This is a genomic window from Pseudomonas sp., from assembly GCF_049653025.1.
Classification (GTDB): Bacteria; Pseudomonadota; Gammaproteobacteria; order Pseudomonadales; family Pseudomonadaceae; genus Aquipseudomonas.
On sequence record NZ_JBASFM010000016.1, the window covers coordinates 115,157 to 139,032 of the forward strand.

Below are 23,876 nucleotides of genomic sequence, written 5' to 3' on the forward strand. Positions count from 1 at the left end.
CACGGCGCCATTGAGGCGCCGCTAGGCCAAAGGAGCAATCACGGAAGGCCTGGAAGATGGGGGAAACTCTTACTTATGGCACTCTTTGTCGGCCATCATCAGCTTGTGCTCGCGAATCATTTGACCCAGCACGTCGTCTACTAACTTGTCGTGTTTTTCCATCCAGGCCAAATGATCTTCGGCAGACATACCTGGAGCAGGATGTTCATTGTGCAGCTGACTCATGAGGTCTTCGAGCATGTTCATGTGCTCCTTCATATGCACATGCCGCTCGCCGACTGGGGCCTTCTCTGCCTGGATCAGCACGGCTTCCGCTTTGTCGCGCATCTGCTGCATGCGCTCAAAGGTACGATCACTCCCCCCTTCGGCCCAGACCATAGAAGAAAGCAGCAGCGAACCAACCAGAAGTAAAGGTTTCAGCGAATTCATAGGGGCAGTCTCCATCAGGGAAAGTTGTGATCGGCACCTCTGCTTTGGGTCTTAACGAGGGCCGTGAGCACAACCCAGTGCTCATGCTTGCACCCTAGACAAAGCCCCCTGTCAGTGACCTGAGGCCAGGATTACATTTTCGTAAGCTTCTGGTTGGTGGTGCCGTTTGCCTGCAAACTCAGGCCACCCGACTTTTGGAATCTGCTCGCATGAAACTACTTGTAGCTGAAGATGAACCCAAAACCGGTGCGTACCTACAGCAAGGTCTTACCGAGGCCGGATTCAATGTCGACCGGGTCATGACAGGTACAGATGCCCTTCAGCACGCTCTGAGCGAGTCCTATGACCTTCTGATCCTGGATGTGATGATGCCTGGATTGGACGGGTGGGAAGTGCTGCGCATGGTGCGAGCGGCAGGAAAAGATGTCCCTGTGCTGTTCTTGACCGCACGCGATGGTGTGGAAGACCGCGTTAAAGGTCTGGAGCTTGGTGCGGACGACTACCTGATCAAGCCATTTGCTTTCTCAGAGCTTCTGGCCAGGGTCAGAACGCTGTTGCGCAGAGGCAATGGCTCTCCTACGCAGACCACTATGAGAATTGCTGATCTGGAAGTCGACCTGATGAAGCGGCGTGCGATCCGTGGCGGGAAAAGAATTGACCTGACGGCCAAGGAGTTTTCCCTCCTGGAATTGTTACTGCGCCGGCGCGGCGAGGTCCTCCCGAAATCCCTGATTGCCTCTCAGGTTTGGGATATGAACTTCGACAGCGACACCAACGTCATCGAGGTTGCTGTACGCCGGCTACGCGCAAAGATCGATGATGATTTCGATCTCAAGCTGATCCATACCGCCCGCGGCATGGGGTACATGATGGATGCGCCGGAGTGAATATGAAGCACCTTTCGCTGACAGCACGCATGAGTCTGATGTTCATGTCTGCGGTAATTGCAGTTCTGACGGTAGCAGGACTGAGTTTCAATATGCTCAGTCAGCACCACTTCAGAATGCTGGATCGGCAGGCCCTGGTTGAGAAGCTCGAATCAGCCAAGCATATCCTCAATAATGCCCGCGGCGGAGCAAGCCTTTCCGAAGAGTTACCGCAATTGCGAGCCTTGCTGGGAGCGCATCAGGACCTGGCGGCAACCATCCTTTCTAGCGACGGCGCGGTTCTCTTTTCCGATCCCAGAGCAGTCGAGATTCCTGAAAGCTTCAGGCGTGCTAACGAGCAGAGCATGTGGGAGTGGCAGAACGGACAGCACATGTACCGCGGTATGACGGCACAAATTTCGGTAGCCGACCAACCTGAACCACTTACAGCCCTGCTGATTCTCGACGTCACCAATCACACACACTTTTTCGACACGCTGCAGCGATGGTTCTGGGTTGGATTGATCATCAGTGCTCTGGTTAGTGCCGCGTTAGGCTGGGTGGTTGCTCGAAGCGGCCTCAAACCTCTGCGGCAAGTTACGCGTGTGGCCACCGCAATGTCCGCTCGGTCGTTGCAGGAACGAATCCCTCTAGAGCCGGTGCCGCTAGAACTTCAACAACTGGTTGCATCCTTCAACGCGATGTTGGCTCGACTTGAAGAGGCCTTCATTCGCCTATCCAATTTTTCGGCTGACATCGCTCACGAACTACGAACGCCCGTTAGCAACCTCATGACCCATACTGAGGTGATCTTGAGCCATAAGCGCGACATCACCGCTTACGAGGAGAACCTCTACTCCAACTTGGAAGAATTTAAGCGCATGTCACGAATGATTGATGACATGCTGTTCTTGGCCAAGGCTGATAATGGCTTAATCATCCCAGAGCAGGCCAGGATCGAACTGGCTGACGTAGTCTTCAAGCTGTTTGACTACTACCACCTTCTGGCCGAAGAGCGCGGAATTGAACTATCGCTCACAGGCACAGGCCAAGTGCTGGGGGATCGGCTGATGCTTGATCGTGCGCTATCCAACTTATTGTCCAATGCGCTGCGCTATACGCCGGTGGGACAGACAATTTCGGTACTAATCCGCCAAACAGCGCACTCCACTACCTTCACCCTCGAGAACCCTGGGGACACAATCAGTTCAGAGCACCTAGATAAGCTCTTCGACCGCTTTTACCGGGTCGACCCCGCTCGGCGGGAGGGAAGCCCGAGCAACGCCGGGCTCGGACTTGCCATCACCCGATCCATCATTGAGGCTCACAAAGGCCGCATCTGGTGCACCTCAGCCGCTGGCCTCACGGGCTTTCACCTCGAATTGCCCCATTCCAGATGATGCCGATCTGGCGGTAAGTAGGCTACAGCTAAACCGCTAGCCCAACTTGACAGGGTGGGTGCAACTCGACTGAGCGCAGATTGCATTCGCCATCCAGACAGGCAACGAGCGGTGAGCTGACACCAGAGCACCCCATTCGCTCTCGGGTAGTAGTTTATGAAGTTTGAAAACGGCATACCCCACGCTTGCCTCGCCAACCCAATCCAATGCTCGAATGGCTTCCCCCGCTCCAGTAGCGCCTAGAGCCATCAACCATCGAGGCGCATACCGAATCGACACGGTGGTCTTGCCAACCTGAAGCTCCCTAGAGCGTCCGTCGGTTAGAAAGACATAGCGAACTGGAACCTGTGTGCTCAGCCCTAATTTATTCGCGGCACGAGCCCCGTGGTCGACCAGCACTTCACCCAGCGCATTAGCCAGCGAGTGGACAACCTTCTCCGGTGCCGGCGGGCGCACGCCGAACCGAGTTTCGACTGCGGCAACATAAATGCCCCGAGCAACGCGAAACAGCTTTCCACCTTCGACCAGGCGAGAGAGTCCTCGCTGCACAGCATGGCGAGAACCATGATGCAGGAATCTGCTAGGTGTCAGAACCTCACCTTCTGGAAGCTGTTGAATGATGTCCAGGATTTTCTCGGGAAGAGCCTTCATTGTCCTGTCAAACCTCGTGAGTGGCCCTGCCAAGAACCACCAAAGGTGGCGACCATCTCATGCGGGACACATCATCGAACAATAGACCTGGTGCTTGGCTCCGTCCTGTGAGTACAGGCAATCTCTGTGCGAGTAGGTCTGGCCTGATGCCGTTTTGAAGTCGTAGCCCAAGACTCGTTCGTCCCGGTCATAGACCCTTATCAGCTCGGTCAGCTTCTCCATCGTCCAGTCATTGGATCCATTCAGCCTCGCAGGCAGTACAACCTGGACTGCCTCGACCAGCGTTCCCTCAGCGCGTCTTTCTAGCATGTGCTCCAGCTCTTCCTCGGTCGGAATCAGAAGCATCGTCCGCCAGGCGGTGGTCTTCTGGCGGCGATTGATCACCACGTAGAACCAAGGGCGATGTTCCTCGAGCTCAACGAAACGCCACATTTGAAAGTCATCTCCAAATAACGGCGGATACGCAATTTCAGCGCGCTTGTACGTGAGAAACATCAGTACATCCTCTTTTAAGCTATATATAGCATAGCCCCAAAGGCGCTAAAAAGGCTTCATCGTTCCTTTTGCGAGACAGCAAATGGAACTCAATGAAGCGCTTGGTCTGGTGATCAAGAATCTGAGAAATTTGAAGGAGCTGCCCCAGGAAGGGCTTGGGCCTAGCCAGAGTTACATCAGTGCGATCGAACGCGGAAAATGGAAGCCATCGATTGAAAAAGTTGAGCAAATTGCCGAGGTTGTGGGCATCCATCCTTTGACACTGCTGGTCCTGGCTTATCAAAAGCAGACGCCTGGACTGAAGCCAGATGAGCTTCTGAAAAAGATCCAACGAGAAATCACGAACCTGAAGGACAGCCTTTCACTTGAGTAGGCATGTACAGGTGAGATCGATGCAGGTAACTGTCGTTCATGCAAGTTATTGCGGCATCACCTTGCATCACGACCACTGGTGCGCAACACTGGGCGCATCGGAGTGACTGACCAGATGAGACCGAGCACTCTCCAGCGGCGAAAGCCGTAGTCGCGCAAGGCGGCTCGCAAGTGGTGTCTGGATCGCAATACTCAAAAAAAGGTGCCTATGGTGCCTTTTTTCGTTTCTGGCTACCGTTTGGTCGAAACTGGCTCCCCCGCATACACCTTTGAACACAGCAGACCAAACGCCATTCGGCCCGACAGCTGAGGCGCAGACATGCTCGGATCTTGCGGATAGGCGCTCTCAACCACTAGGTGCAGATCCTGTAGGCAGAGACTCCTGATCGGATAGATGCGCTTGTAAGCGCTTGGGATAGCGACGCTCCGAAGCCCCCAGCGAAATAACCTGTTCTCGCGCCTCGCCTGCCGCTACACTGGGCGCACAGCCCAAGAGCTTCCTCTCCCGGGCGCTGTACCGGTGATGAAACTTGGTTCGAGGCGGCCCCTGAGGCCGCCTTTATCATTTCTGCCCAGCCGAAAGCGGCCCTAGCCTGTAATCGAGGAACTGAAGACGGGCCCCATAGCCCCCAGCGGCAAGGTCTCCGACTGCTCTTCTATTCGCCCCGCCAGGATCACATCATCCTGTGTCGGGAAATGCCGCAAAAGGAACTTGGCATCTCGCCGCACCTTTTCAGGCAGGCTGCTATCTCGGGACAGTTCAACGAGAAAATCTCGAGTCTGCACCACAGCGCGAGAGCGCTCATTCGGCATTGTCATTCCCATCTCCATCAAAACCACGACTCCTCTGGCAGCATACGCCTGGATTCCTGGTAAGTGACCGATGCTGACGCAGTTGGACGCTGAGCCAAACACCCAAGACCTCTTGGCCGAGAGCAAGAGCAGCAACTTAGTCAAACCGGCAGTCCGTACTCAATAGCGAGCAACACCTTGCGTACAGCTTGGCCACCGACCTCGCTGCTCAGTAGGGAAACGGGTTGCACGTTTCCTAACGCAATATTGGGCGACGTGAGCCAGCGAGTCGCCGCAGCTTGATCTGACTCCAAGACGTTCAACAGCACGTCGACAAGGTTCGCCAGTCGACAAAACGCATCGCCCTCAGCTGGGGTCATGAGGGAAGCCTCTGGAGTAGTGCCGATCCAGCCTGCCACGACGCAGGACTCAATCCCCAGCTCCTCCGCCAAGCGAGTGGTTAGCTCGACTTGGAGTCCTGCCATGGTCGCCTGATGCAGGCTCTTTGGCTTTGGGGCAACCCAAGTCGTTCAATAAAACTTTTCATCATGGCAACCTCTGGTTGTGATGTTGGCACCAGTCCCGACACTGGTGTTGGTTAATTCATGGGCCGCCCTAGCGCTGCAGATGGAGGTTCATTTGTGCGCTGAAACTGCTCGCAGACCGCGGGTCTTATGCGAAGCAGCCTTATTTGAGCTGCTTCGCTTCACGCCCCTTGAATTCTGGCTTGATGGCCTCATTTGATCTTAAAGAGCCAGTACGTATCTGCGATCCAGATGCCCAAGGAGGGCAAGTGGAAAAACAAGAAAAGTCTAAGCCTGCCAACGGGCGGTACGATACCGATAATGAGACGAAGCGCATCGTCTGGATCCAATCAGCTGGTCATTGCGAACTCTGTGGCACGGACCTCACGTACGATTATCGTGCAGGAAAGCCCATGAAATGGGGCGAGGTAGCCCACATCCTTCCAGCCAGCCCGAAGGGGCCAAGGGGGCGAGATGATCATGATGAGGCTAAGGCCGAGTCGCTCACCAACGATACCGCTAACCTCATGCTGCTCTGCCCTGGCTGCCATGAAAAAATCGATCGCGATGCTGATGGCTACCCAGAAAGCGATCTGAGCGGCCTGCACCAGGCGTATTTGGAGCGAATCCGGCTGGCCGCAACCACGCCTGACGGCGGCAGAGCCATTCCGGTGATTGTGCAAAGTCAGCATTTCGCGACGATCAACGACATTCCTGTTCGTGATCTGTTGGGTGCAATGTCCGCAGAGGGACTAACTGCATTCGATCATGCCATCAAGATCATTTTTCCTGCCCCGAGTCATCGTGGCAGGGATGCCCACTACTGGCAGAGCATCCAGGACAGCGTTCAGCACGAGTTAGAGCAGCAGCTAAAGCGTCGTGGAGGAGTCTATGGAGATGCCCCTACCTTGGCCGTGGTGGGATTGGCAGACATCCCTGCGCTGATGATGCTGGGACAATCCTTGGGCGATCGATCCAAGCGCCTGCTCTTCTCGTTCAACCGCGAGCATCAGCTACGTTGGCCTAACCAGTCAGCTGAACCGCCGGAGTTTGTGTTTACCCCACCAGCGGATGGAGATGGTCCGCTTGCACTGGTGCTGTCTATTTCCGCTCAGGTCCCGCTTCGCGACGTCGAAGTGGCATTACCTGGCGCACGTATCGCAGAGTTAAGCATCCCAGAACCGAGTTACGCGATGGTTCAGAACCGTCGCGTGATTCACGCTTTTCGCGACGCCCTACAAATGCACTTGAGCCGACTTGAGGCCGCGACGGCAGACACAATTCATGTGTTTGCGGCCATTCCAGCTGCGTTGGCGATTGAGTTTGGTGCCTTGCTTACCACGCAACATCGGCATCCTTACCTGATTTTCGATCGAGACAAAGACAACCAAAACAGGTTCACGCCAACACTACAGTTGGGCCACCAGGCCCAGGAGGTCCGCTGATGTCCATGAGCAATGAGCAGAGCAAGCGCGGGAGCTGGGAACATTTTCTGCTCCGTGCAGCACGGGAGGTCTCACTGTCGGAAGCACAGTACGAGAAGATCAACGATCGATACTCCCAGCTGCAGAAAATCCTTAATGCATCCGACAATCCGCTACTGGCGGAGGCGCATATTTTTGTTCAGGGCTCCATGCGCCTGAAGACGACGATCAAACCCGTTTCTGGTGCTCCCGAAGATTTGGATACCATCGATGCGGACGCCATTATTTGGCTTCCCCATGCCCAGGGGGCTGGCGCTCAAGAAGTTCTGGATGCTATCGAAGAGCGATTCAGGATAGGCAGCCGCGTCCAAGAAGAAATCAAGCCGCTGCGTCGCGGCATCCGGATCGTCTATGCCGACGAAAACCCCGGATTCCATATCGATGTCACGCCAGCGCGTGCCATCAATGGGAACTCTCAAGGCAATGGCGAAGGTAAGCTGGAAGTGCCAGACCGGGAGACAGGATGGAAGGCGAGCAGCCCTATCCCCTACTCTAACTGGCTGCAGGTCGCTTCTACGCAGACGATCTCCTTCGAGGAGCATCTGGCTGTCGCGAAAAGTCAGCGTGCCTTTGATGCCGCCACTCAGGATCCGCTGCCTCAATATGAGGAGTACCTCGATCAAGACCCACTTAGGGCGACGATCAAGCTGCTGAAGCGGCATCGGGATGAGTGGGCCATTCGGACAAAGAATGAGAGCTTCCGACCTATTTCAGCAGTCATCACAACACTCGCCACTCATGCCTACCTGGACGTGGCGAAAGAGTCTCAGTCGAAACCGCTAAGGCCGCTGGACGCGATCCTCGAAATCGTCCGGAGGATGCCGGATCACGTCAAACACCGGGGGAACGAATGCTTGGTCTGCAACCCCGCCGACAGCGGTGAAAACTTCGCGGAGAAATGGAATAGACCGAGCGAGGGGCATCGCTACCGCCGGGCGTTCCAAGACTGGCACTCGAATGCCAGTGCATCCGTATCACTGGGGCTTGAGAGCTTCGAGTCCGCAGAGGCCTTTGCCAAGGCGGTCAAGGAAAACTTTGGCATGGGGCCTGCCTTCATTTCTGCAGTGAATGGCGAGATTCCGTCCAACTGGACGATGCCAGGTCGCCCGGACGGAACCACGCGAAACTCCACGTCGATGGGCGCACTGTTTGGCGGTGTCAGCGGAACAGCGAACTCACAAGAGGATGTGAAGCCAGTTGGGCGTCTTGGTTGATCAGATGGAGACACCTCTGCAGCGGGGCATAGCCGCGCTGCGAGGCGCTCTTGGCGAAGATGCCGCACTTGCACTGCTTCAGCCTGTGACCACACGGTCTGACGAAGCCGCAAGTTATTACTTTCCATTGCCCGTTGACTATACGGGCACGGAGCGGCGGCTACGTATCAGCTTTCCGAGGAATTTCCCCCGCGGCGGATTAAGGCTTACTGTCGAACCTTCGCCATGGCTTATATGGCCCCACGCCATGGAAGTCGGGCTCTGCCTGCATGGCTTCCAGGAGCGCCCAGTGATGGGCACCCCTGAATACGTGGTGTCGGATAGCCTGGCTCGGTTACGCAAGATCGTAAGCTTGTCCCAAATGGGGTCATGCGCGGCGGCCCGGGATGCCGAATTTCGGCGCGAAATCACATCCTACTGGTCGAGGCAGCAGGGACTGTCTCTACAGAACCTTATTCTTCTGGATCGCCCCCAAGCTGCCTCGCAGCTGTTTGCCCTAAGCGATCCTCGCCAAGCGTTGCCGTCCGGCCAGGAAACAGTCTGGCTCGCAACAGATCTGTCATCACTGAAAAGGCACTGCAAGCGCACGATTGGCCGATCCCCCAGGATGCGTGCTCCCGAGACCCCAGGCTTCTACGCAAAGCTTCAGAGTTATCCGGATCTGCGCATTCCGGCCCCTGAGTTACTGCTCACATGGCTCATTCCGCACCTTACTCCCGGCGACCGCACGCAGCTGTTGGCTTGGTTCAATGAGCGTGACTCGCTACCTAACCGCTGGATCGCTTTGGAGCTTCCGGGAGATACCGGTGCTCCGATCTACTGCCTTAACGTTCGCGCTTACGGCCCACAGTTGGATCGAGGATCAAAGTTTTACCTGCGTTCAGCGCGGCGCCGGCCAGCAGTCGCGGTAAGCCACCCCCCAGTTCTGATCCGAGCAACGACCCTGGATGTACTGGATCGGACAGAGATTTTGTCTCGTGACCTCAGCGGTGTGGCGCAGAACCTGGAAGCGGCTCGCGTAGTTTGTGTTGGGGTCGGCTCGTTGGGTAGTACGGTTGCCCTACAGTTGGCGCGCTCGGGTGTTGGGCATCTGACACTCATTGACCCGGATCACTTGGTGTCGGCGAATCTCGGCAGGCATGTGCTCGGGGCCGATGACCTAGGCCTGGCCAAGGCCGAAGCGCTGCAGGAGCGAATTCGCAAAGACCTGCCTACCACGGAGGTCGCTGCGTTCGCAGACTTCGCTGAAGTGGTGATGTACCAGAATTCCGAGGTATTTGATAAAGCGGATCTGGTCGTCGTTACCACGGCGGATTGGCAGTCAGAGGTGGCTCTGTGGAGCGCCAAGTCGAATGGCACATCCTGGGGTCTACTCCAGGCCTGGAGCGAACCTCATACGCAGGTGGGGCATGTGCTCCTTGCACCATCGGGTGCATTCGATGCTCGAGGCCTATTCACAGAAAACGGTGAATTTAGGCACAAGTTCACCGAGTGGCCGGAAGGTGGTGTCGTCGCCCTTCCTGCCTGCGGAGAGAGTTTCATCCCAGGAGGTTCTCTGGGAATGGTGAACATTGCTTCAATGGTCTCTCAGGCCGCATTACGAGCATTGAGCGGCGGCACCGGAACCCCGATCTGGGTGAGCAGCATCAATAGCCCTCACGACGTGGCGACGCTGGGAGGGCAGTATCTGGGTCCTGAACTACCTGCCGGCATGCAGCACGCTCAGGTGGAGCGCGATTGGCCGGAGCAATTGGAGACAGCTCGATGACGGCCATCGCCTGGCAATGGAGCTGGCCCGGGGTGGACACTCATCTGTTGGTATCGCAGGACGTTGCGAGCCTGTTGGAGCGCTATCGGCAGAGGCACTTCGATGTGGAGCGTGGGGGACAGCTATTCGTCGACCCCGCAAGCGCTGCCGGACTGGTACTTGCCTTGGCGACTCCCCCCCATCGAGATGACCGGGCTGGAAGAACTTGGCTGGAGTTGAATGCTCACCGCTGCCGAGACGAAATTGAACGAGCCAATGCTGCCGGGCTCCGACTGGTGGGGTACTGGCATACTCACCCGCAAAGCATTCCTATGATCTCCCCCACTGATGTCGGGAGTTTTTCCAGGTTTGCAGCGCGCTACACACAAGATCTGCCGCGGCCGCTGGCAATTATCGTGGGCAACTCCAGCAGCCCTGAAGGCATAAAGGCTTGGTCCTTCAGGGAGGGGCGTTATGTTGAAGCTGCATGGGGTAGCTGGCCAGGTTAGCGATTAAACCCGTCTGCCAGCATTAGCGCGAAAAGCTCCGCCTGAAATCGTGCATCGTCCAACGCATTATGGTTGGGTGAGCTTTGGGGTTTGAGCCGAGCGGTCATTTGGGAGGATTTGGTTTCCTTCCAGCGGCAGCCGGTAGCCCCCATGTAATACGCCTTCATATCAATTGCGGTGAACCCAAAGGGGTTTGCCCCAGCATACTTGTGGAAGTAGTAATTGATGAAGGACCAGTCAAATGGAGTATTAAGCCCGACGAAAACGACTTTCTGATCTGCCGGGCATACCTGGGTCAGCCATTGCTCCAGCTTGAGCATCGCGACCTGCGGAGCAAGCCCCTCGCTTTCTAGCCTTGTTAGATCAAGGCCAGTTACGGCCACTGCTTCCGGATCGTGCTGTATACCGTCAGGCTGAAGCTCAAGATAAATAGAGCTGGCAGGCTCACTCACGAGGCAGGCCCCAATGGAAAGCAAGCTATAGATGCCCGGCACCGGCCCGGAAGTTTCTACGTCGACTGAAACATAAAGCTCATCGCTCACCATTTTACCCCTTTATTTAGTCCGCTCCATTCGGACAGTATGCGGTGAGTTGTATAAGCCGAACACCCACCCCCATGGAGACGTCAGCGTCATGGACAACGCTCGTGATCGTATTACACAGGAAATTGTTGAGGCCGAGGACCTTAAACTGCTGGAGGCAGTGGATACCTATGGCTACCAATGCCCTGGTTGCAAAACTCAGGCCTTCCCGCGCGCCTACCGCCCGGAGAACTTGGTTCGGGCTCACTTTCAACTTCGCGACCCTCACGTCTCAGGTTGTGAGGTGGAGGGCGAAACTAAGGTTATAGCGCAGGGCAAGCGCGGCAGTGTTCAGCAGGAATTAGAGACCTCGCCAGGTTTATCACCCGCCCGGCTGCAGCTGGTTGAAGACCGTACCATCGTCGATCCTGCGCTACCTCACACCGAGTGTCAGACACAGAGCGTCAGACGGTTGGATGGAGCTACTGGCCTGGTGCGCCGAGAGGGACGACGCGCTGCGAACAGTATTCGTCCTATCTGCCGTGCTTTTTTGCGTTTCCCCTTCGATAGGCATCTTTCTTTAGCTATCCCGGGTATTGCCCCAACGACCTATCAAACCGCCTTCAAGAAACTTCGGGCGAAAGGGTTGGAGCCCTGTCCGAATGCACGCATTTTCTATGGAGAACTGGCCTGGACGCCAGCCGCTGAATCGCCCGAACACTTAACCATTTCACTCAACGCGGGCGAATGGGAGGAGAAAAAACTAACGCCTTACCAGGTGGTCGTCCTCTGGAGCGAGTGGTCAGCAGCTGCCCGCGGGCGGCTGAAAAACGAGCTGGAAATAGCCCGTCAAGAGAACATGAAAGCCAAAAAAGATAAGCAGGCATCCCGCAGTCACCTCTTCTTTGTGGGTGCCCAGGATGCCAAGAACCCTGCAATTTTCCATGTGCTGGACCATCGACTCATTTGCACCGCACATGACGAACTGGTGTTCCCAGTGCGCAGCTAGGTGCGGATCGGGGCCGCGGAAGGCGGTCTTATGGCAGTCCCTCGGGCCAGTTTGAGATGTGTTGTAGCGCACTCAGCTGCCCAGGGAACACCCCTGTGCTCTCGACATAGCGCAAGGCCGATTGCCCATCGCTCCAGCCTACGTACTGCATCAGCGCTTTGAGATCCCAGCCGCTGCGGGTGGCCCAGGTGGCAAACCCGCGGCGCAGCGAGTGGCTACTGTACAGCTCCGAAGGCAGCCCTGCCGCCTGCAGTACGGCGCGCATGAGTGGGGCAACGCTATTTGGGTGCAAGCCCTGCTCACCTAAGTGCCCCCAGCGATCAATTCCACGGAATACCGGCCCTCGAGCTATGCCCGCCACGCTGATCCAGTCGACGTAGGCTTGTACTGGGCACAGCCTGGCCAGCGCCGGGGCGTTGAAGGTCTGGCCTTGGTTGTCGCGATCACCTTTGCTCCAGGGCAGGAACAGTTGCATGCCCTCCCCGGTCCGCACCTGGATGTGTTCGACGTGCAGGCGGCACAGCTCATCGCTGCGAAACGCCCGCCAGAAGCCAATCAGCATCAACGCACGATCGCGGCAACAGCGTAGCAACCGCGGCCAGTCGTCCTCCGCTCGTGCTCTCCCCTCAGCCTGCTCCAGCCACAGCACGCATTGCTCGAGTTGGCGTAATTGCAGTGGTTCAGCCTGCTTCTCTTGACGCGGATGCAGCGTACGAATGCCCTTGAGAATCTGACGAACCAATGGGGTCTTGGTCGGATCGGGGAAGCCTTGGCTGACGTGCCACTGCGCCAGTGCCGCCAGGCGCAGCTTGAGGGTGTTACTGGACAGCGTGGCGGCGTGATCGACCAGGTAGCGCACGATGGCATCGCTGGTCGCCGGCAGAAAGCCGCCCCAGGTGACTTCGAAGTGTTCGAGCGCCTGCTGGTAGCTGCGCCGGGTGTTGGCTCGCGTTCCGGCCTGCAGGTACCGCTCGATCGCCTGGCTCATCGCCGCATTCCCCTTGGTGTACCGGTGAGCGGCTGTCGAACGACAAAAAAGCCGACTCACATTGGATAATTCATGATTACCCAATTCTAGATTATTGGCAGAAAAGAAGGGAAATTCTTGATAAAGTGCTATGTATCTACATGGTATGTACCACAGAACGAAATCGTTAGGAGTCCTCGTTATGGCCCGTGGTGGAATCAACAAAGCTGTCGTGAAGAAAGCGCGGAATGACCTCCTCGCCCGCGGCGTCCACCCCAGTATTGATGCGGTGCGTATCGAGCTGGGCAACACGGGCTCCAAGAGCACTATCCACCGGTACCTGAAGGAGCTGGAGGCCGAGAGCGAGCCGGCCTTGCCGGGAGATGCGTTGAGCGGACCGCTGACGAACCTAGTCGGCCATCTGCTGGATCAATTGAGGCAAGAAGCGCAACAGTCCGTGGCCCAGGCCCACGAAGCGTTGCTGCGCGAGCGCACGGCAGTACAGCAGCAATCGGCCGTACTCGAGCCTCGGATGCGAAACCTCGAATCACAGTGCTCGGGCCTGGCTCTACAGCTGCAAGCGGCCCAGGAGTTGGTTCTCCAGGAGCAGCAACAGCGGCAAACGGTCGAAATCGACAACGCTCGAATGGTTCAATCCCTGCGGGATCTGGAGGTACGCGTCAAGGAGCGCGATGAGCGCATTCAATCGCTTGAAGACATGCATCAGCACGCTCGTGACGGCATGGAGCATTACCGCCAGGCCAGCAAGGAACAGCGAGAACAAGAGCAGCGCCGTCATGAAACCCAGGCCAGCCAGCTTCAGGCCGAGATACGCCAACTGCAACAAACGCTGATGATTAAGCATGACGAGCTGACACAGCTGAACCGTGACAACGCACGACTACTCACCGAGGCGCGACAACAGCAGAAAGATCAGCGTGCGCTGGAGCAGCTTCTCGCGCAGAGGAGTCAGGCGCTGGAAAACGCTCAGAGCACACTGGCTAGCATGGGGCGTACGAATGAAACACTCGAACAGCAACGCCAGGCCCTACAGGGAGAAGTGACTCGGTTGGATGAAGCCTGCACAGCGCAAACACAGCAAGTACAGGACCTGCAAGAACGGCTAGCCGAAATTACTGACCAATTAAATTTTCTTGCGAAGGTATCGCCGTCAGAAAATGGATTAGCGCCTGAAACGAGCGAGTGAAGGCTACTGCCTAGGTGTCTACCCGCAATAGGAGTATCAATGCCAACAAAAGACGAACTGCGAGCGATCCTCGCACGCAAGGCAGAGGAATATGAAGGCACCGGCGGTGAGGTTGTTCTCTATGCCGCGCAAATCGAGTCCAACAAAAAGCCTTGGAAGAAGAAACCGAGCCTGCTCGATGAAGCTTTCCAGCATGAGCTTGAAAAGTCGGAGAAGGAATCGCGCGACAAGATAGCGAACAAGACCTGAAATTCTACCACTGCTAGCCTCCAAGAGAATGGCCGTCAAATGTCCCATCTCGAACATATCGATCTTGTTGCAGTTGGAGGTGTCTATCCAGAAGCGGGAACCTCCCCTTGGGAACATATCCAAGCATCCTTCGAAGAGCTTGATAGCCCGCTCTGTCGACAGAGGGAAATGCCGCAGCCAGATGAATATCTCTCGGCAGAACTACGCCACTCCGTCCATCCTCAAACATCTTTGTAATTAAAGAGTATCTCGAAAGAGGAAGGGCATCGAGCAGTATTGCGGCCAGTACGAAGCTTCCGATTCGACTAGAAGGATCAGCAGTAGATGGGCCGATTGAGAAGCTGTGTTCTAGAGAAGCAGGTGCGGCGAATCGAATACCTTTCTCTGTATAAAAGTGAATTCGCGCTGCTCCTCCCCGACCATTACGATAGGGGGCTTGAAGAAAAATTCCAAATAACTTATTAAATAGTTCCTGCTGAATGGTGCGTTCGCCGCCAACATAGTTGATCATGGAACCCTCAACTCTAGAAGCAGTAGCGGACCAGAATCCTCCTCCTCTCCACCCTACACCAGTATCTCCCCGTGGGACAGAATTACAAATATTAGTAAAAGCTTCCCACGCCTTCGAATACCTTGACGCATCACTCAACGATTCTAGATGCTTTCCGTGCATCAGACAAATTGAGGAGTGTGCATAACACCAGCTCTTTCTCCATATCGGCAATTGACCATTCGCCACATCGGCCCTGAGGCATTCTGGACAGAAGAAACGACGGTACCTCCAATCAACTACATCGTTTCTGTTGAACGAAAAAAATTGTTCCAAATTCTCATAAAGCGAAATGCTCATATTTCGAGCAAAGCGTTTACTGGCCTCTAAATAATCAACATCTGGATCAATAGATTTAAATTCCAGCCCCTCCCACCAACTAGTAGGTTTCTCAGAAAGCCCAATGCGCTTGAAATTCTGAACATGGCGGTTGACGCTACAGCGAAATAGCCACGAAGAAAGGGTTTCGTCTACACCCGCAGCAGGCAGGCCAAAAAATAGCATGCCCATGCCTAGTACCCCCACGGGTTCATGTTCGCTCGCTGCAACATATCTATGTTCACCTGCTCGACTCCTAGCTTTATCGCGTAGCAGGCAGCACTTCTGATTATTTCAAGCGTTTTATCCATTCGACCATTTGTGATGGATAATATGGCTTTTACCATCGCCTCGGAGTACAGGTGAGATGGTTGTTTTAATGGCAGTGACTCTTCGATCTCGAACAAAAAGGCCCTGAATCCCTCGTCCTCAGTCCAATCTTTGAGGATTACTTCATGAAAACGCCTTTTAAACTCATCGTTTGATCGCAACGCATTCCGCGCGCTTACCGTGCCAAAGCAGAACAATTTCAAACCATATTCTGAGCCAAGCAGTTTTTTTAAAATGGACATATTAACTCTCTGCTCTTGCTTGGAGCGAAGCAGCGCATCGTGAAATTCGTCTATTACCACACCCCATATCTTTCTTAGTCGAATCACCTCTCGAATCTCGTTTGGGAATTCTGATCCACTTTTAGAGCCGCTCCTAGGCATTAGGGGGATGCCTAAAGCTTGGGCAAATTCAGCTCTGAGATTCTTCTTTACATGTAGTTCCGGGGACTCGGCCATGGAAATGAACATGAGTCCCTCGCTACCGTTAACGCGCTGAGGTATTCTGGAGATTATGGCGGTCTTTCCAGAGCCACCAGGTCCAACTACAAGGAGCGCAGGCGCGCTAAGCCGATCAGGTACGGCATGGATGTTGTTCATAATTCGAAAAACAGCTTCGCTTGAATTATTATCAATCCAAAGCTCTTGCTGCACGGCACTGATCCGAGTGCTGATATCAGCATGTATGAATTTCTGTACATCGGGCCTAACATGATCGCTATTCATTTCCGTCCTCACGTGAGAAGCGTTTAGGAGCAACTGAATAGTCTGGTTTATCTGGGGGCTGTCTAGGTGACAGGTAGTCGATAATAGGCCGCGGATATGCCTGTTGATACTCTTTTTCGGCAGCCTGCTGGCGCCTAGCCTTTCGTGTTAGAGAGGCACTCTGCTTCTCAATCTTTTGTTTTTCTCTATAAGCTGAGCGCCCAACATCATCATCAATTGCCCCGACCCGGACAGGAAGCCTGAAGAACTTGCTTGCGCGGTACTCCTCTAAGCTTTGAACTTGCAAAGTTAAATCAGAAAGGCGAATAGAACTAAATCTACCGTTCAACTTTACCCATATCTCATTTAAATTAAACGGATCAAATTTAATAATAGCATTGGCGGTGCCAACATGTGCCGTCAAGACTGGATCCCAATAGATGTTGCCATGAAGACAGATTCCGTACGGATTGATCATTCGAGTTTCTTCAGGCATAAAGTAAAGCCTAAGTTGTTCGGGGTCAGAAATTCTCGGCGGATACGGAACGCCTCCATTCGGAGCAAAATACTCCGTCCATGCTTGTCGAGGACTAGTGCCAAGTTCGCTATGAATAGTTGAGTGATATACCGTAACTTCTTGTGCGAACCACCGCGCAAAGTCAGAAAAGGTCATAGTGGCGGCTCTATCGCTATCAAGCTTTCCGCGCGCCACCGTATTAGACATCGTTGTCCCTTTCAACAAATGGACCTTCGTTGTCATAAAGGTTCCGATCAGTGACTCAACATGCCCACCGTAATGCTTCTTCCCAATAGGTCGGTACTCTGGGTGAATATCAAAAGCAGCGCACCCCGCCTTGAATTTCGGGCTTGTAAACTCCGCAGCATTATCCATGTGCAGAACTTCGGGCTTTCCATAATACGGGTAATCCTCCAGTGTTAAACCGACTTTGGTTACAAAAGTAGACTTAGGCAGGACACTATGGGTCAACGCACAAGCTACTGAAGTCGCTGATGGCACGTGAAGACTAAGGTAGTATCCGAGAATAACTCTTGTCTTAACATCAATTAATACTGTCCACCATGGGCGGCCAATTACGTTAATTCGATCATCGGCAAGCAATATTATGTCGACTAGGGTGTGATCCATCTGCACCCATTGCAAGGGTCTATCGAGATTAATTTTACCGGGGCGCGCGGAGTATTTTTGTGACGCCACGTCGCTGCCATGCTTTGTTCGCACGCGCTTCTTTTCTGGCATTATGGTCTTCACTCGCCGCAAAACTGTATCCTTGCAGGGTGAGGGAATACCTTGTTCACGGCAGACAACATCGACCTCTACCCAAACTTTGCTGTAGCTAGCCCCTGTTGAGTTATAAATCTTCTTAGTTGCTTCATCAATGATGGTTTCAACCGCCTCGCTTAGGCGTGTGACTCCCTCCTTCATGCCTCTTTTACCAAGCACAATCGAGATAGGGCCTAGTTCTTCATTGAATTTCCGATTTAACTTGTAAAAAAAGCTTTTTGAAATATTTAGTATGGAACATGCCTCAGCGATCGGTAGTTTGCCTGCTCGCCAGGTCTTGATGATATTGAACCGATCTGCCGCAAGGGATAGTTGCTCGGTAGTACAGTTTATCAAACTCGCCTCAATTGAAGACTCCGCCTGTAAAATCTCAACCTCATCAATTTTTTCAATATCACGCCTCGCCACCATTAAGACTTCTTTAGTGGCGCATATCTTGACTCTAATATTCTGGTGACTGAATTCTTGTTGGACTCTGGCGAGTTTACCCCTCGCCACAACAAGCTCTCCGCGGCTCAGTTTATCTACCACAACCTATTCTCACTCTTTTGACACGCAAGCAGGCTTAACCGGTGCAAAGGTTATAGATATGAAGTCTAGGAAATGTGCAAGGAAGGCATAGATAGCGTAAATTCCAGCCTGCCAATCTGAAGTGTCAGGCTGAAACTCATCAAGAATTTAGGGAATAGCTGAAAAGTAGACTACAGGCGGGATTCTGCCAATTTTTGTCTACTTTTCATTCTGGCGGTGGTTTATGTCACTGTTTTACTTCAGTTTTTGACAGTGTACTTTTTGATCAGGCGTATCACGGTGTCTATCCAGCAGATGGAACCGTGGCAACGAAATATGCCAGCGGATCGCTGCCAGGCGAATCATCAGCACTGTCAGCATGGCGATGCCGGTATCCAGCCAGTGCGGCGTATCAAAACCGCGTAAGCCGATAAATACCAGCGCACCTGCAATGCAGGCCGTGGCGTAGATTTCCTTCTGGAAGATCAGCGGGATCTCGTTGCAGATAACATCGCGCATCACGCCACCGGCGACCCCGGTCATTACGCCCATGATCACTGCCGTGCTGTGCGGCACGTTGTGCTGCATGGCGACCTCCGTGCCGATCACGGTAAAGACGGCCAGGCCGAAGGCGTCGGCAAGCAGCAGGCCTTTCTCATGAATCGGCTGGGTCAAGCGTACCCACAGCACTGTCCCGACTGCGGCCAGCGAGGCGATGACGATGTAGCTGTCGTTACGAATCCAGCTGACCGGATGGTTGTCCAGAATCACATCGCGCAAGGTGCCGCCGCCCAGCGCCGTGATGACCGCAATCACCAGTACGCCGAACAGGTCCATGGACTTTCGTCCGGCCATCAAGGCGCCGGTAATGGCGAAAACTGCGACGCCAAACAGGTCGGCCAGGTAGAACAGTTGAGCCATGCTGACCTCAGGGCGCGACGGGCGTGCGCATGGTGACAAACTCTTCGGCAGCAGTCGGGTGCACGCCAATGGTTTCGTCGAATAGCTGCTTGGTTGCGCCGGCTTTCAGTGCAACCGCCAGGCCCTGAATGATTTCGCCGGCTTCCGGGCCCACCATGTGGCAGCCCAGTACACGGTCGGTTGCCGTATCCACCACCAGTTTCATCAGGGTGCGTTCCTGGCATTCGGTGAGTGTCAATTTCATCGGGCGGAAACGGCTTTCATAGACGCTGACGTCATACCCCTCCTCCCTTGCCTGCTCCTCGCTGAGCCCGACCGTGCCGATGTTTGGCAGGCTGAACACGGCGGTGGGAATCATCCGGTAATCGACTTTGCGGTATAGCTCCGGCTTGAACAGCCGCCGCGCTACCGCCATGCCTTCGGCCAGCGCGACGGGCGTGAGCTGTACGCGACCGATCACATCGCCGATGGCCAGAATCGAGGGTGCGGTGGTCTGGTATTGCTCGTCGACCTGGATAAAACCACGCGCGTCGAGTTCGACGGAGGTGTTCTCCAGACCCAGGTTATCCAGCATGGGCCGGCGCCCGGTGGCGTAGAAAATACAGTCCGCTTCAAGCACACGACCGTCTTTGAGCCTGGCCTGCAGGCTGCCGTCGGCTTGATTGTCGATGCGTTCGATATCGCTGTTGAACTGCAGATCCATGCCGCGCTTGCTCAGTTCTTCCTGCAGGTGCTTGCGCACCGCATGGTCGAAGCCGCGCAGGAAAAGCTCGCCACGATAGAGCAACGAGGTCTGAGCCCCTAAACCGTGGAAGATCGAGGCGAACTCCACGGCGATATAGCCGCCGCCAACCACCAGCACACGCTTGGGCAGCTGCTTGAGAAAGAAGGCTTCATTCGAGCCAATGGCGTGCTCATGCCCCGGAATTTCGGGGATTTGTGGCCAGCCACCGGTGGCGATCAGAATGTGTTTGGCGCTGTAGCGTTGGCCGGCGAGTTCGACACTGTGGTCGTCAATAATGTGCGCGTGCCCTTCCAGCAAGGTCACGCCACTGCCTACCAGCAGGTTGCGATAGATGCCGTTGAGGCGTTCGATTTCGCGGTTTTTGTTGGCGATCAGGCTTGTCCAATCGAAGGATGCATCGCCCAGTGACCAGCCAAACCCCTGCGCCTGCTCGAAGTCTTCGGCGAAGTGTGCACCGTAGACCAGTAGCTTCTTCGGCACGCAGCCAACATTGACGCAGGTGCCGCCCAGGTAGCGGCTTTCGGCAACCGCCACGCGTGCGCCATAGCCCGCAGCAAAGCGCGCCGCGCGTACACCGCCGGAACCGGCACCGATCACAAACAGGTCGAAGTCGTAGGTCATTTTCAGCCTCCAGAACAGGCGGCCAGCATAACCTAAACGCAGCCTAACGCTGCGCGGCGGCTAAACTTGAACACAGGCAGAGGAGAACCGACATGCGCCCTACCCTTACCCACCTGGCCCTGCATGTACCGGATCTGGATGCGTGTGTGGCGTTTTACCAGCGTTTTTGCGCCATGCGAGTTATCCACGAGCGCGCGGGTAAAGGCTCGCGGATTGTTTGGATGGCTGAAGCGGGAAAAGAGCACAGCTTTATCTTCGTGATCATGCCAGGTGGGCAAAACCGCCAGCTGACCGCCGATGACTACAGCCACTTCGGTTTTGCCCTGAGCAGTCGCGACCAGGTCGATGCCGTGGCGGCGCAGGCCAGAACGGCCGGCTGCCTGATCTGGGAGCCCCGGGATGAACCCTATCCGGTTGGCTATTATTGCGGCCTGCGCGACCCGGCCGGCAACTATGTGGAGTTCAGTTACGGCCAACCGCTTGGTCCGGGCAGCGAGGCGCTGCCATTGCCCTGAATGCACACAGCCACCCGAAGGTGGCTGCGTGGGCAACGCTGGCGAGCAGGACTCAGTAAGCCTTGCCGGTCTTGTAGAGGTTCTCGAAGCAGAAGTTGGTGGCCTCGATATAGCCTTCAGCGCCACCGCAATCGAAGCGCTTGCCTTTGAATTTGTAAGCCATCACGCAGCCATTCTGCGCCTGCTTCATCAGCGCGTCGGTGATCTGGATTTCGCCGCCTTTGCCGGGTTCGGTTTGCTCGATCAGCTCGAAAATGTCCGGGGTAAGGATATAGCGGCCGATGATCGCCAGGTTCGACGGCGCGTCTTCCGGCTTGGGTTTCTCGACCATGCTGTGCACGCGATAGATGTCATCGCGGATCATCTCACCGGCGATCACGCCATATTTATGAGTTTCTTCGGGTGGCACTTCCTGAATCGCCACGATCGAGCAGCGGAACTGGTTGTACAGCTTGACCATCTGCGTCAGCACGGCGTCGCCTTCCAGATTCAGGCACAGGTCGTCCGCCAGAACCACGGCGAACGGCTCGTCACCAATCAGCGGGCGACCGCAGAGAATCGCGTGGCCCAGGCCTTTCATTTCCACCTGACGGGTGTACGAGAAACTGCATTCGTCGATCAGACGGCGGATACCGACCAGGTATTTTTCCTTGTCGGTGTCGCGAATCTGGTGCTCAAGCTCGTAGCTGATATCGAAGTGGTCTTCCAGCGCGCGCTTGCCGCGGCCGGTGATCATGGCAATTTCCGTCAACCCAGCTTCCAGGGCCTCTTCAACGCCGTATTGAATCAGCGGCTTGTTCACAATCGGCAGCATTTCCTTGGGCATGGCCTTGGTAGCTGGCAGAAAGCGGGTGCCGTAACCGGCTGCAGGGAACAAGCATTTCTTGATCATGGGAAACCTTGGGAAGATGGGGTGAAAATCGCGTGCGCAGTTTATCAGGCTGCACTGGCCTTACAATGCCCCTGCGCAGGCCGGCCAATGCCTCGGTAAAGAAAACCCAGCTCGGCCAACTGTGCGGCATCGTAGATATTGCGTCCGTCAAACAGCACAGGCATGCGCATCAAACCGCGAATACGGACAAAATCGGGCTGACGGAACTGCTTCCACTCGGTAACCAGCACCAGTGCATCCGCACCTTCGACAACGCTGTACGGCGATGTACTCAAGCGCAGCTGGCCGCTACCCACAGCCTGGCTATAGCGCTCTGCCAGAGCTGCTGTGGCAACCGGGTCGCACGCCTGAACGGTGACACCGACTGCCAACAAGGCATCCAGTAGAACCAGGCTCGGCGCTTCACGCAGATCATCGGTGCCAGGCTTAAACGCCAAGCCCCAAAGCGCCACCACCCGCCCTTGCCAATAACCGGAAAAATGCTCACGCAGTGACTGAAACAATAACGTCTTCTGTAGCGCGTTACGGGCTTCGACTGCGCGCAGGATGCCAGGTTCAATGCCTTCCTGCTCTGCGCAGCGAATCAGGGCCCGCACATCCTTAGGGAAGCACGAACCGCCATAGCCACAGCCGGCGTAGATAAAGTGCGTGCCAATGCGCTTGTCACTGCCGATGCCACGGCGCACCTCCTCGATATCGACCTCCAGGCGTGCGCACAGGCTGGCCATTTCATTGATAAAGGAGATTTTAGTGGCCAAAAAGGCATTGGCGGCGTACTTGCTGAACTCCGCCGCGCGCAGGCTCATGCACAGCAAGCGCTCATGATTACGCAGAAATGGCGCGTACAGGCGGCGCAGCGTTTCGCTCGCGGCGGCATCGTCACAGCCGACGATCACCCGGTCCGGGCGCATGAAATCGTCGATGGCCGAACCTTCCTTGAGAAACTCGGGATTGCTCGCCAGCGTCACCTTGAAGCGCTTGCCACGGGTGTTCAGGCGCGTATTGATACGCTGCGCGACACGTTCTGCCGTCCCCACCGGTACGGTTGATTTGTTCACCACAATGCAGGCGTGTTCAAGCCGCTCGCCCAGCTCATCGGCGACCGCTAGCACGTGCGACAGATCAGCCGAGCCATCCTCCCCGCTTGGCGTACCCACGGCGATAAATACGATCTCGGCTTGGCTGATGCCGGCGCTCAACTGCTGGCTAAAACTCAGCTGACCGCTGCTCAAGTGGGTTTGCAGCATGGCCTCAAGGCCCGGCTCGTAAATTGGCGACTGCCCGCGCGTCAGTCGGGCTAAACGCGCGGTATCACGCTCGACGCAGATAACGCGGTTACCCATTTCGGCAAAACATGCCGCCGCTACCAGCCCTACATAGCCTGCTCCGATCACGCAAATCCGCATCGCTGCCTACTCCTTTATGAGTTGCAGCGATTGCAGCTAAAGCAAGTGGCAGGCGTATGACATGGACAAGACACTCAGGTGACAATGAGTGGCGTATCCCTAAACGTATCCCTAAAACACAGCAGTAACTGGACGATTGCCAAATCACGGGCACAAAAAAACCGGCTACGAAGGCCGGTTTCAGTGAGTTTCAGGTTCATTTGGGAACATCTGAAATCATGTACATGGTGCCGAAGCCGGGGTCGAACATCAGCCTGAGGATACCGTATTTACTGGTATCTACCAATCTGCTCAACAAGGCGTATCCCTAAACGTATCCCTAAACCCCAATCCACCCTAAATACAGAGCCGTGACGCGCCAAGTTTGCCAACGGCAGGCAGAGGCTAAGTTTTTTATTTCGCGGCCGTGTGTAAACGACTGGGCGTTCGGTGGCGAAGGTCTAAGGCTGTAGGGATTAGACCACCCCCTCCCCTATGACGCTGAAACCCAACGAATACGGGGCCTGTCCATATTTTGCTCAGACCATCACGCTCGCCGTGTCCACCTTGCCACCTTTATTTGAGATGGTCGAAGTGAGTGAAATCAGTATGTTGAGCACACGTTTTGACTGATTTTTAGCCAAAA

At 55.3% G+C, this 23,876-nt stretch carries 25 protein-coding genes; 11 read left to right on the forward strand and 14 right to left on the reverse strand.

Annotated features, from left to right (window positions below; all coding sequences use genetic code 11):
- Positions 1-69: 69 nt before the first annotated feature.
- Positions 70-429, reverse strand: a complete 360-nt coding sequence (locus WBK23_RS12325) for a co-regulatory protein PtrA N-terminal domain-containing protein (protein WP_424484235.1) — start codon at positions 427-429, stop codon at positions 70-72.
- 209 nt (positions 430-638) lie between these two features.
- Between WBK23_RS12325 and WBK23_RS12330 the strand changes: the two genes are divergently transcribed.
- Positions 639-1,316: a heavy metal response regulator transcription factor gene (locus WBK23_RS12330; RefSeq protein ID WP_260494052.1), complete on the forward strand. Its 678-nt coding sequence runs from the start codon at positions 639-641 to the stop codon at positions 1,314-1,316.
- A 2-nt stretch (positions 1,317-1,318) separates the two neighbouring features.
- A complete protein-coding gene (locus tag WBK23_RS12335) occupies positions 1,319-2,695 on the forward strand; it encodes a heavy metal sensor histidine kinase (RefSeq protein WP_424484236.1) in 1,377 nt (458 codons plus the stop codon).
- Between the two features lie 36 nt (positions 2,696-2,731).
- Here WBK23_RS12335 and WBK23_RS12340 read toward each other — a convergent pair whose 3' ends face one another.
- Complete coding sequence (locus WBK23_RS12340; RefSeq protein WP_424484237.1) at positions 2,732-3,346, reverse strand: DUF6088 family protein; 615 nt, start codon at positions 3,344-3,346, stop codon at positions 2,732-2,734.
- A 57-nt stretch (positions 3,347-3,403) separates the two neighbouring features.
- A complete protein-coding gene (locus WBK23_RS12345; RefSeq protein WP_424484238.1) occupies positions 3,404-3,841 on the reverse strand; it encodes a hypothetical protein in 438 nt (145 codons plus the stop codon).
- 82 nt (positions 3,842-3,923) lie between these two features.
- On the opposite strand from WBK23_RS12345, the gene WBK23_RS12350 reads away from it, so the two are divergent.
- Positions 3,924-4,214, forward strand: coding sequence for a helix-turn-helix domain-containing protein (locus WBK23_RS12350; RefSeq protein WP_424484239.1), 291 nt, complete (start codon positions 3,924-3,926; stop codon positions 4,212-4,214).
- 587 nt (positions 4,215-4,801) lie between these two features.
- On the opposite strand, the gene WBK23_RS12355 is transcribed toward WBK23_RS12350, so the two are convergent.
- Together WBK23_RS12355 and WBK23_RS12360 are read right to left on the reverse strand one after the other, a co-directional pair.
- Positions 4,802-5,170, reverse strand: coding sequence for a BPSL0761 family protein (locus WBK23_RS12355; RefSeq protein ID WP_424484240.1), 369 nt, complete (start codon positions 5,168-5,170; stop codon positions 4,802-4,804).
- Complete coding sequence (locus WBK23_RS12360) at positions 5,167-5,490, reverse strand: antitoxin Xre/MbcA/ParS toxin-binding domain-containing protein (protein WP_424484241.1); 324 nt, start codon at positions 5,488-5,490, stop codon at positions 5,167-5,169. The genes WBK23_RS12355 and WBK23_RS12360 overlap by 4 nt, the downstream gene beginning before the upstream one ends.
- Positions 5,491-5,798: 308 nt before the next feature.
- Here WBK23_RS12360 and WBK23_RS12365 point away from each other — a divergent pair, with 308 nt between their 5' ends.
- The 4 genes from WBK23_RS12365 to WBK23_RS12380 are packed head-to-tail and all read left to right on the forward strand — an operon-like array spanning position 5,799 to position 10,483.
- Positions 5,799-6,974: an SAVED domain-containing protein gene (locus WBK23_RS12365; protein ID WP_424484242.1), complete on the forward strand. Its 1,176-nt coding sequence runs from the start codon at positions 5,799-5,801 to the stop codon at positions 6,972-6,974.
- Positions 6,974-8,227, forward strand: coding sequence for a nucleotidyltransferase domain-containing protein (locus WBK23_RS12370; protein WP_424484243.1), 1,254 nt, complete (start codon positions 6,974-6,976; stop codon positions 8,225-8,227). Before WBK23_RS12365 ends, WBK23_RS12370 begins: the two co-directional genes overlap by 1 nt.
- Positions 8,211-9,995 carry a HesA/MoeB/ThiF family protein gene (locus WBK23_RS12375; RefSeq protein WP_424484244.1) on the forward strand — a complete coding sequence of 595 codons (1,785 nt, stop codon included), beginning with the start codon at positions 8,211-8,213 and terminating at the stop codon, positions 9,993-9,995. Before WBK23_RS12370 ends, WBK23_RS12375 begins: the two co-directional genes overlap by 17 nt.
- Positions 9,992-10,483: a Mov34/MPN/PAD-1 family protein gene (locus WBK23_RS12380; RefSeq protein ID WP_424484245.1), complete on the forward strand. Its 492-nt coding sequence runs from the start codon at positions 9,992-9,994 to the stop codon at positions 10,481-10,483. The genes WBK23_RS12375 and WBK23_RS12380 overlap by 4 nt, the downstream gene beginning before the upstream one ends.
- On the opposite strand, the gene WBK23_RS12385 is transcribed toward WBK23_RS12380, so the two are convergent.
- Positions 10,480-11,028: an exonuclease domain-containing protein gene (locus WBK23_RS12385; RefSeq protein ID WP_424484246.1), complete on the reverse strand. Its 549-nt coding sequence runs from the start codon at positions 11,026-11,028 to the stop codon at positions 10,480-10,482. The two genes, WBK23_RS12380 and WBK23_RS12385, sit on opposite strands and share 4 nt — an antisense overlap.
- 88 nt (positions 11,029-11,116) lie before the next feature.
- Between WBK23_RS12385 and WBK23_RS12390 the strand changes: the two genes are divergently transcribed.
- A complete protein-coding gene (locus tag WBK23_RS12390; RefSeq protein ID WP_424484247.1) occupies positions 11,117-12,013 on the forward strand; it encodes a hypothetical protein in 897 nt (298 codons plus the stop codon).
- Positions 12,014-12,041: 28 nt separating this feature from the next.
- On the opposite strand, the gene WBK23_RS12395 is transcribed toward WBK23_RS12390, so the two are convergent.
- Positions 12,042-13,001: a site-specific integrase gene (locus WBK23_RS12395; RefSeq protein WP_424484248.1), complete on the reverse strand. Its 960-nt coding sequence runs from the start codon at positions 12,999-13,001 to the stop codon at positions 12,042-12,044.
- 181 nt (positions 13,002-13,182) lie between these two features.
- Between WBK23_RS12395 and WBK23_RS12400 the strand changes: the two genes are divergently transcribed.
- Positions 13,183-14,187, forward strand: a complete 1,005-nt coding sequence (locus tag WBK23_RS12400) for a DNA-binding protein (protein WP_424484249.1) — start codon at positions 13,183-13,185, stop codon at positions 14,185-14,187.
- Positions 14,188-14,226: 39 nt separating this feature from the next.
- A complete protein-coding gene (locus WBK23_RS12405) occupies positions 14,227-14,436 on the forward strand; it encodes a hypothetical protein (protein ID WP_424484250.1) in 210 nt (69 codons plus the stop codon).
- 13 nt (positions 14,437-14,449) lie between these two features.
- Here the strand turns inward: WBK23_RS12405 and WBK23_RS12410 are convergent, their stop codons facing one another.
- The 5 genes from WBK23_RS12410 to gorA form a co-directional block, all read right to left on the reverse strand.
- On the reverse strand, positions 14,450-15,496 hold the full coding sequence (locus tag WBK23_RS12410) for a TniQ family protein (RefSeq protein WP_424484251.1): 1,047 nt from the start codon (positions 15,494-15,496) through the stop codon (positions 14,450-14,452).
- A 2-nt stretch (positions 15,497-15,498) separates the two neighbouring features.
- Positions 15,499-16,359, reverse strand: a complete 861-nt coding sequence (locus WBK23_RS12415) for a TniB family NTP-binding protein (RefSeq protein WP_424484252.1) — start codon at positions 16,357-16,359, stop codon at positions 15,499-15,501.
- Positions 16,352-18,172, reverse strand: coding sequence for a transposase (locus tag WBK23_RS12420; RefSeq protein ID WP_424484253.1), 1,821 nt, complete (start codon positions 18,170-18,172; stop codon positions 16,352-16,354). Before WBK23_RS12420 ends, WBK23_RS12415 begins: the two co-directional genes overlap by 8 nt.
- A gap of 234 nt (positions 18,173-18,406) precedes the next feature.
- Complete coding sequence (locus tag WBK23_RS12425; RefSeq protein ID WP_424484254.1) at positions 18,407-19,072, reverse strand: trimeric intracellular cation channel family protein; 666 nt, start codon at positions 19,070-19,072, stop codon at positions 18,407-18,409.
- 7 nt (positions 19,073-19,079) lie between these two features.
- The gene (gene gorA / locus WBK23_RS12430) at positions 19,080-20,438 is read right to left on the reverse strand and encodes a glutathione-disulfide reductase (RefSeq protein ID WP_424484255.1); all 1,359 of its coding nucleotides are present in this window, start codon (positions 20,436-20,438) and stop codon (positions 19,080-19,082) included.
- Positions 20,439-20,530: 92 nt separating this feature from the next.
- On the opposite strand from gorA, the gene WBK23_RS12435 reads away from it, so the two are divergent.
- A complete protein-coding gene (locus WBK23_RS12435) occupies positions 20,531-20,953 on the forward strand; it encodes a VOC family protein (RefSeq protein ID WP_424484256.1) in 423 nt (140 codons plus the stop codon).
- A 52-nt stretch (positions 20,954-21,005) separates the two neighbouring features.
- Here the strand turns inward: WBK23_RS12435 and galU are convergent, their stop codons facing one another.
- Positions 21,006-21,845, reverse strand: coding sequence for a UTP--glucose-1-phosphate uridylyltransferase GalU (gene galU, locus WBK23_RS12440; protein WP_424484257.1), 840 nt, complete (start codon positions 21,843-21,845; stop codon positions 21,006-21,008).
- Between the two features lie 44 nt (positions 21,846-21,889).
- Entirely contained in the window at positions 21,890-23,251 is a 1,362-nt protein-coding gene (locus tag WBK23_RS12445; RefSeq protein WP_424484258.1) for a UDP-glucose dehydrogenase family protein, read from the reverse strand.
- Positions 23,252-23,876: the final 625 nt, after the last annotated feature.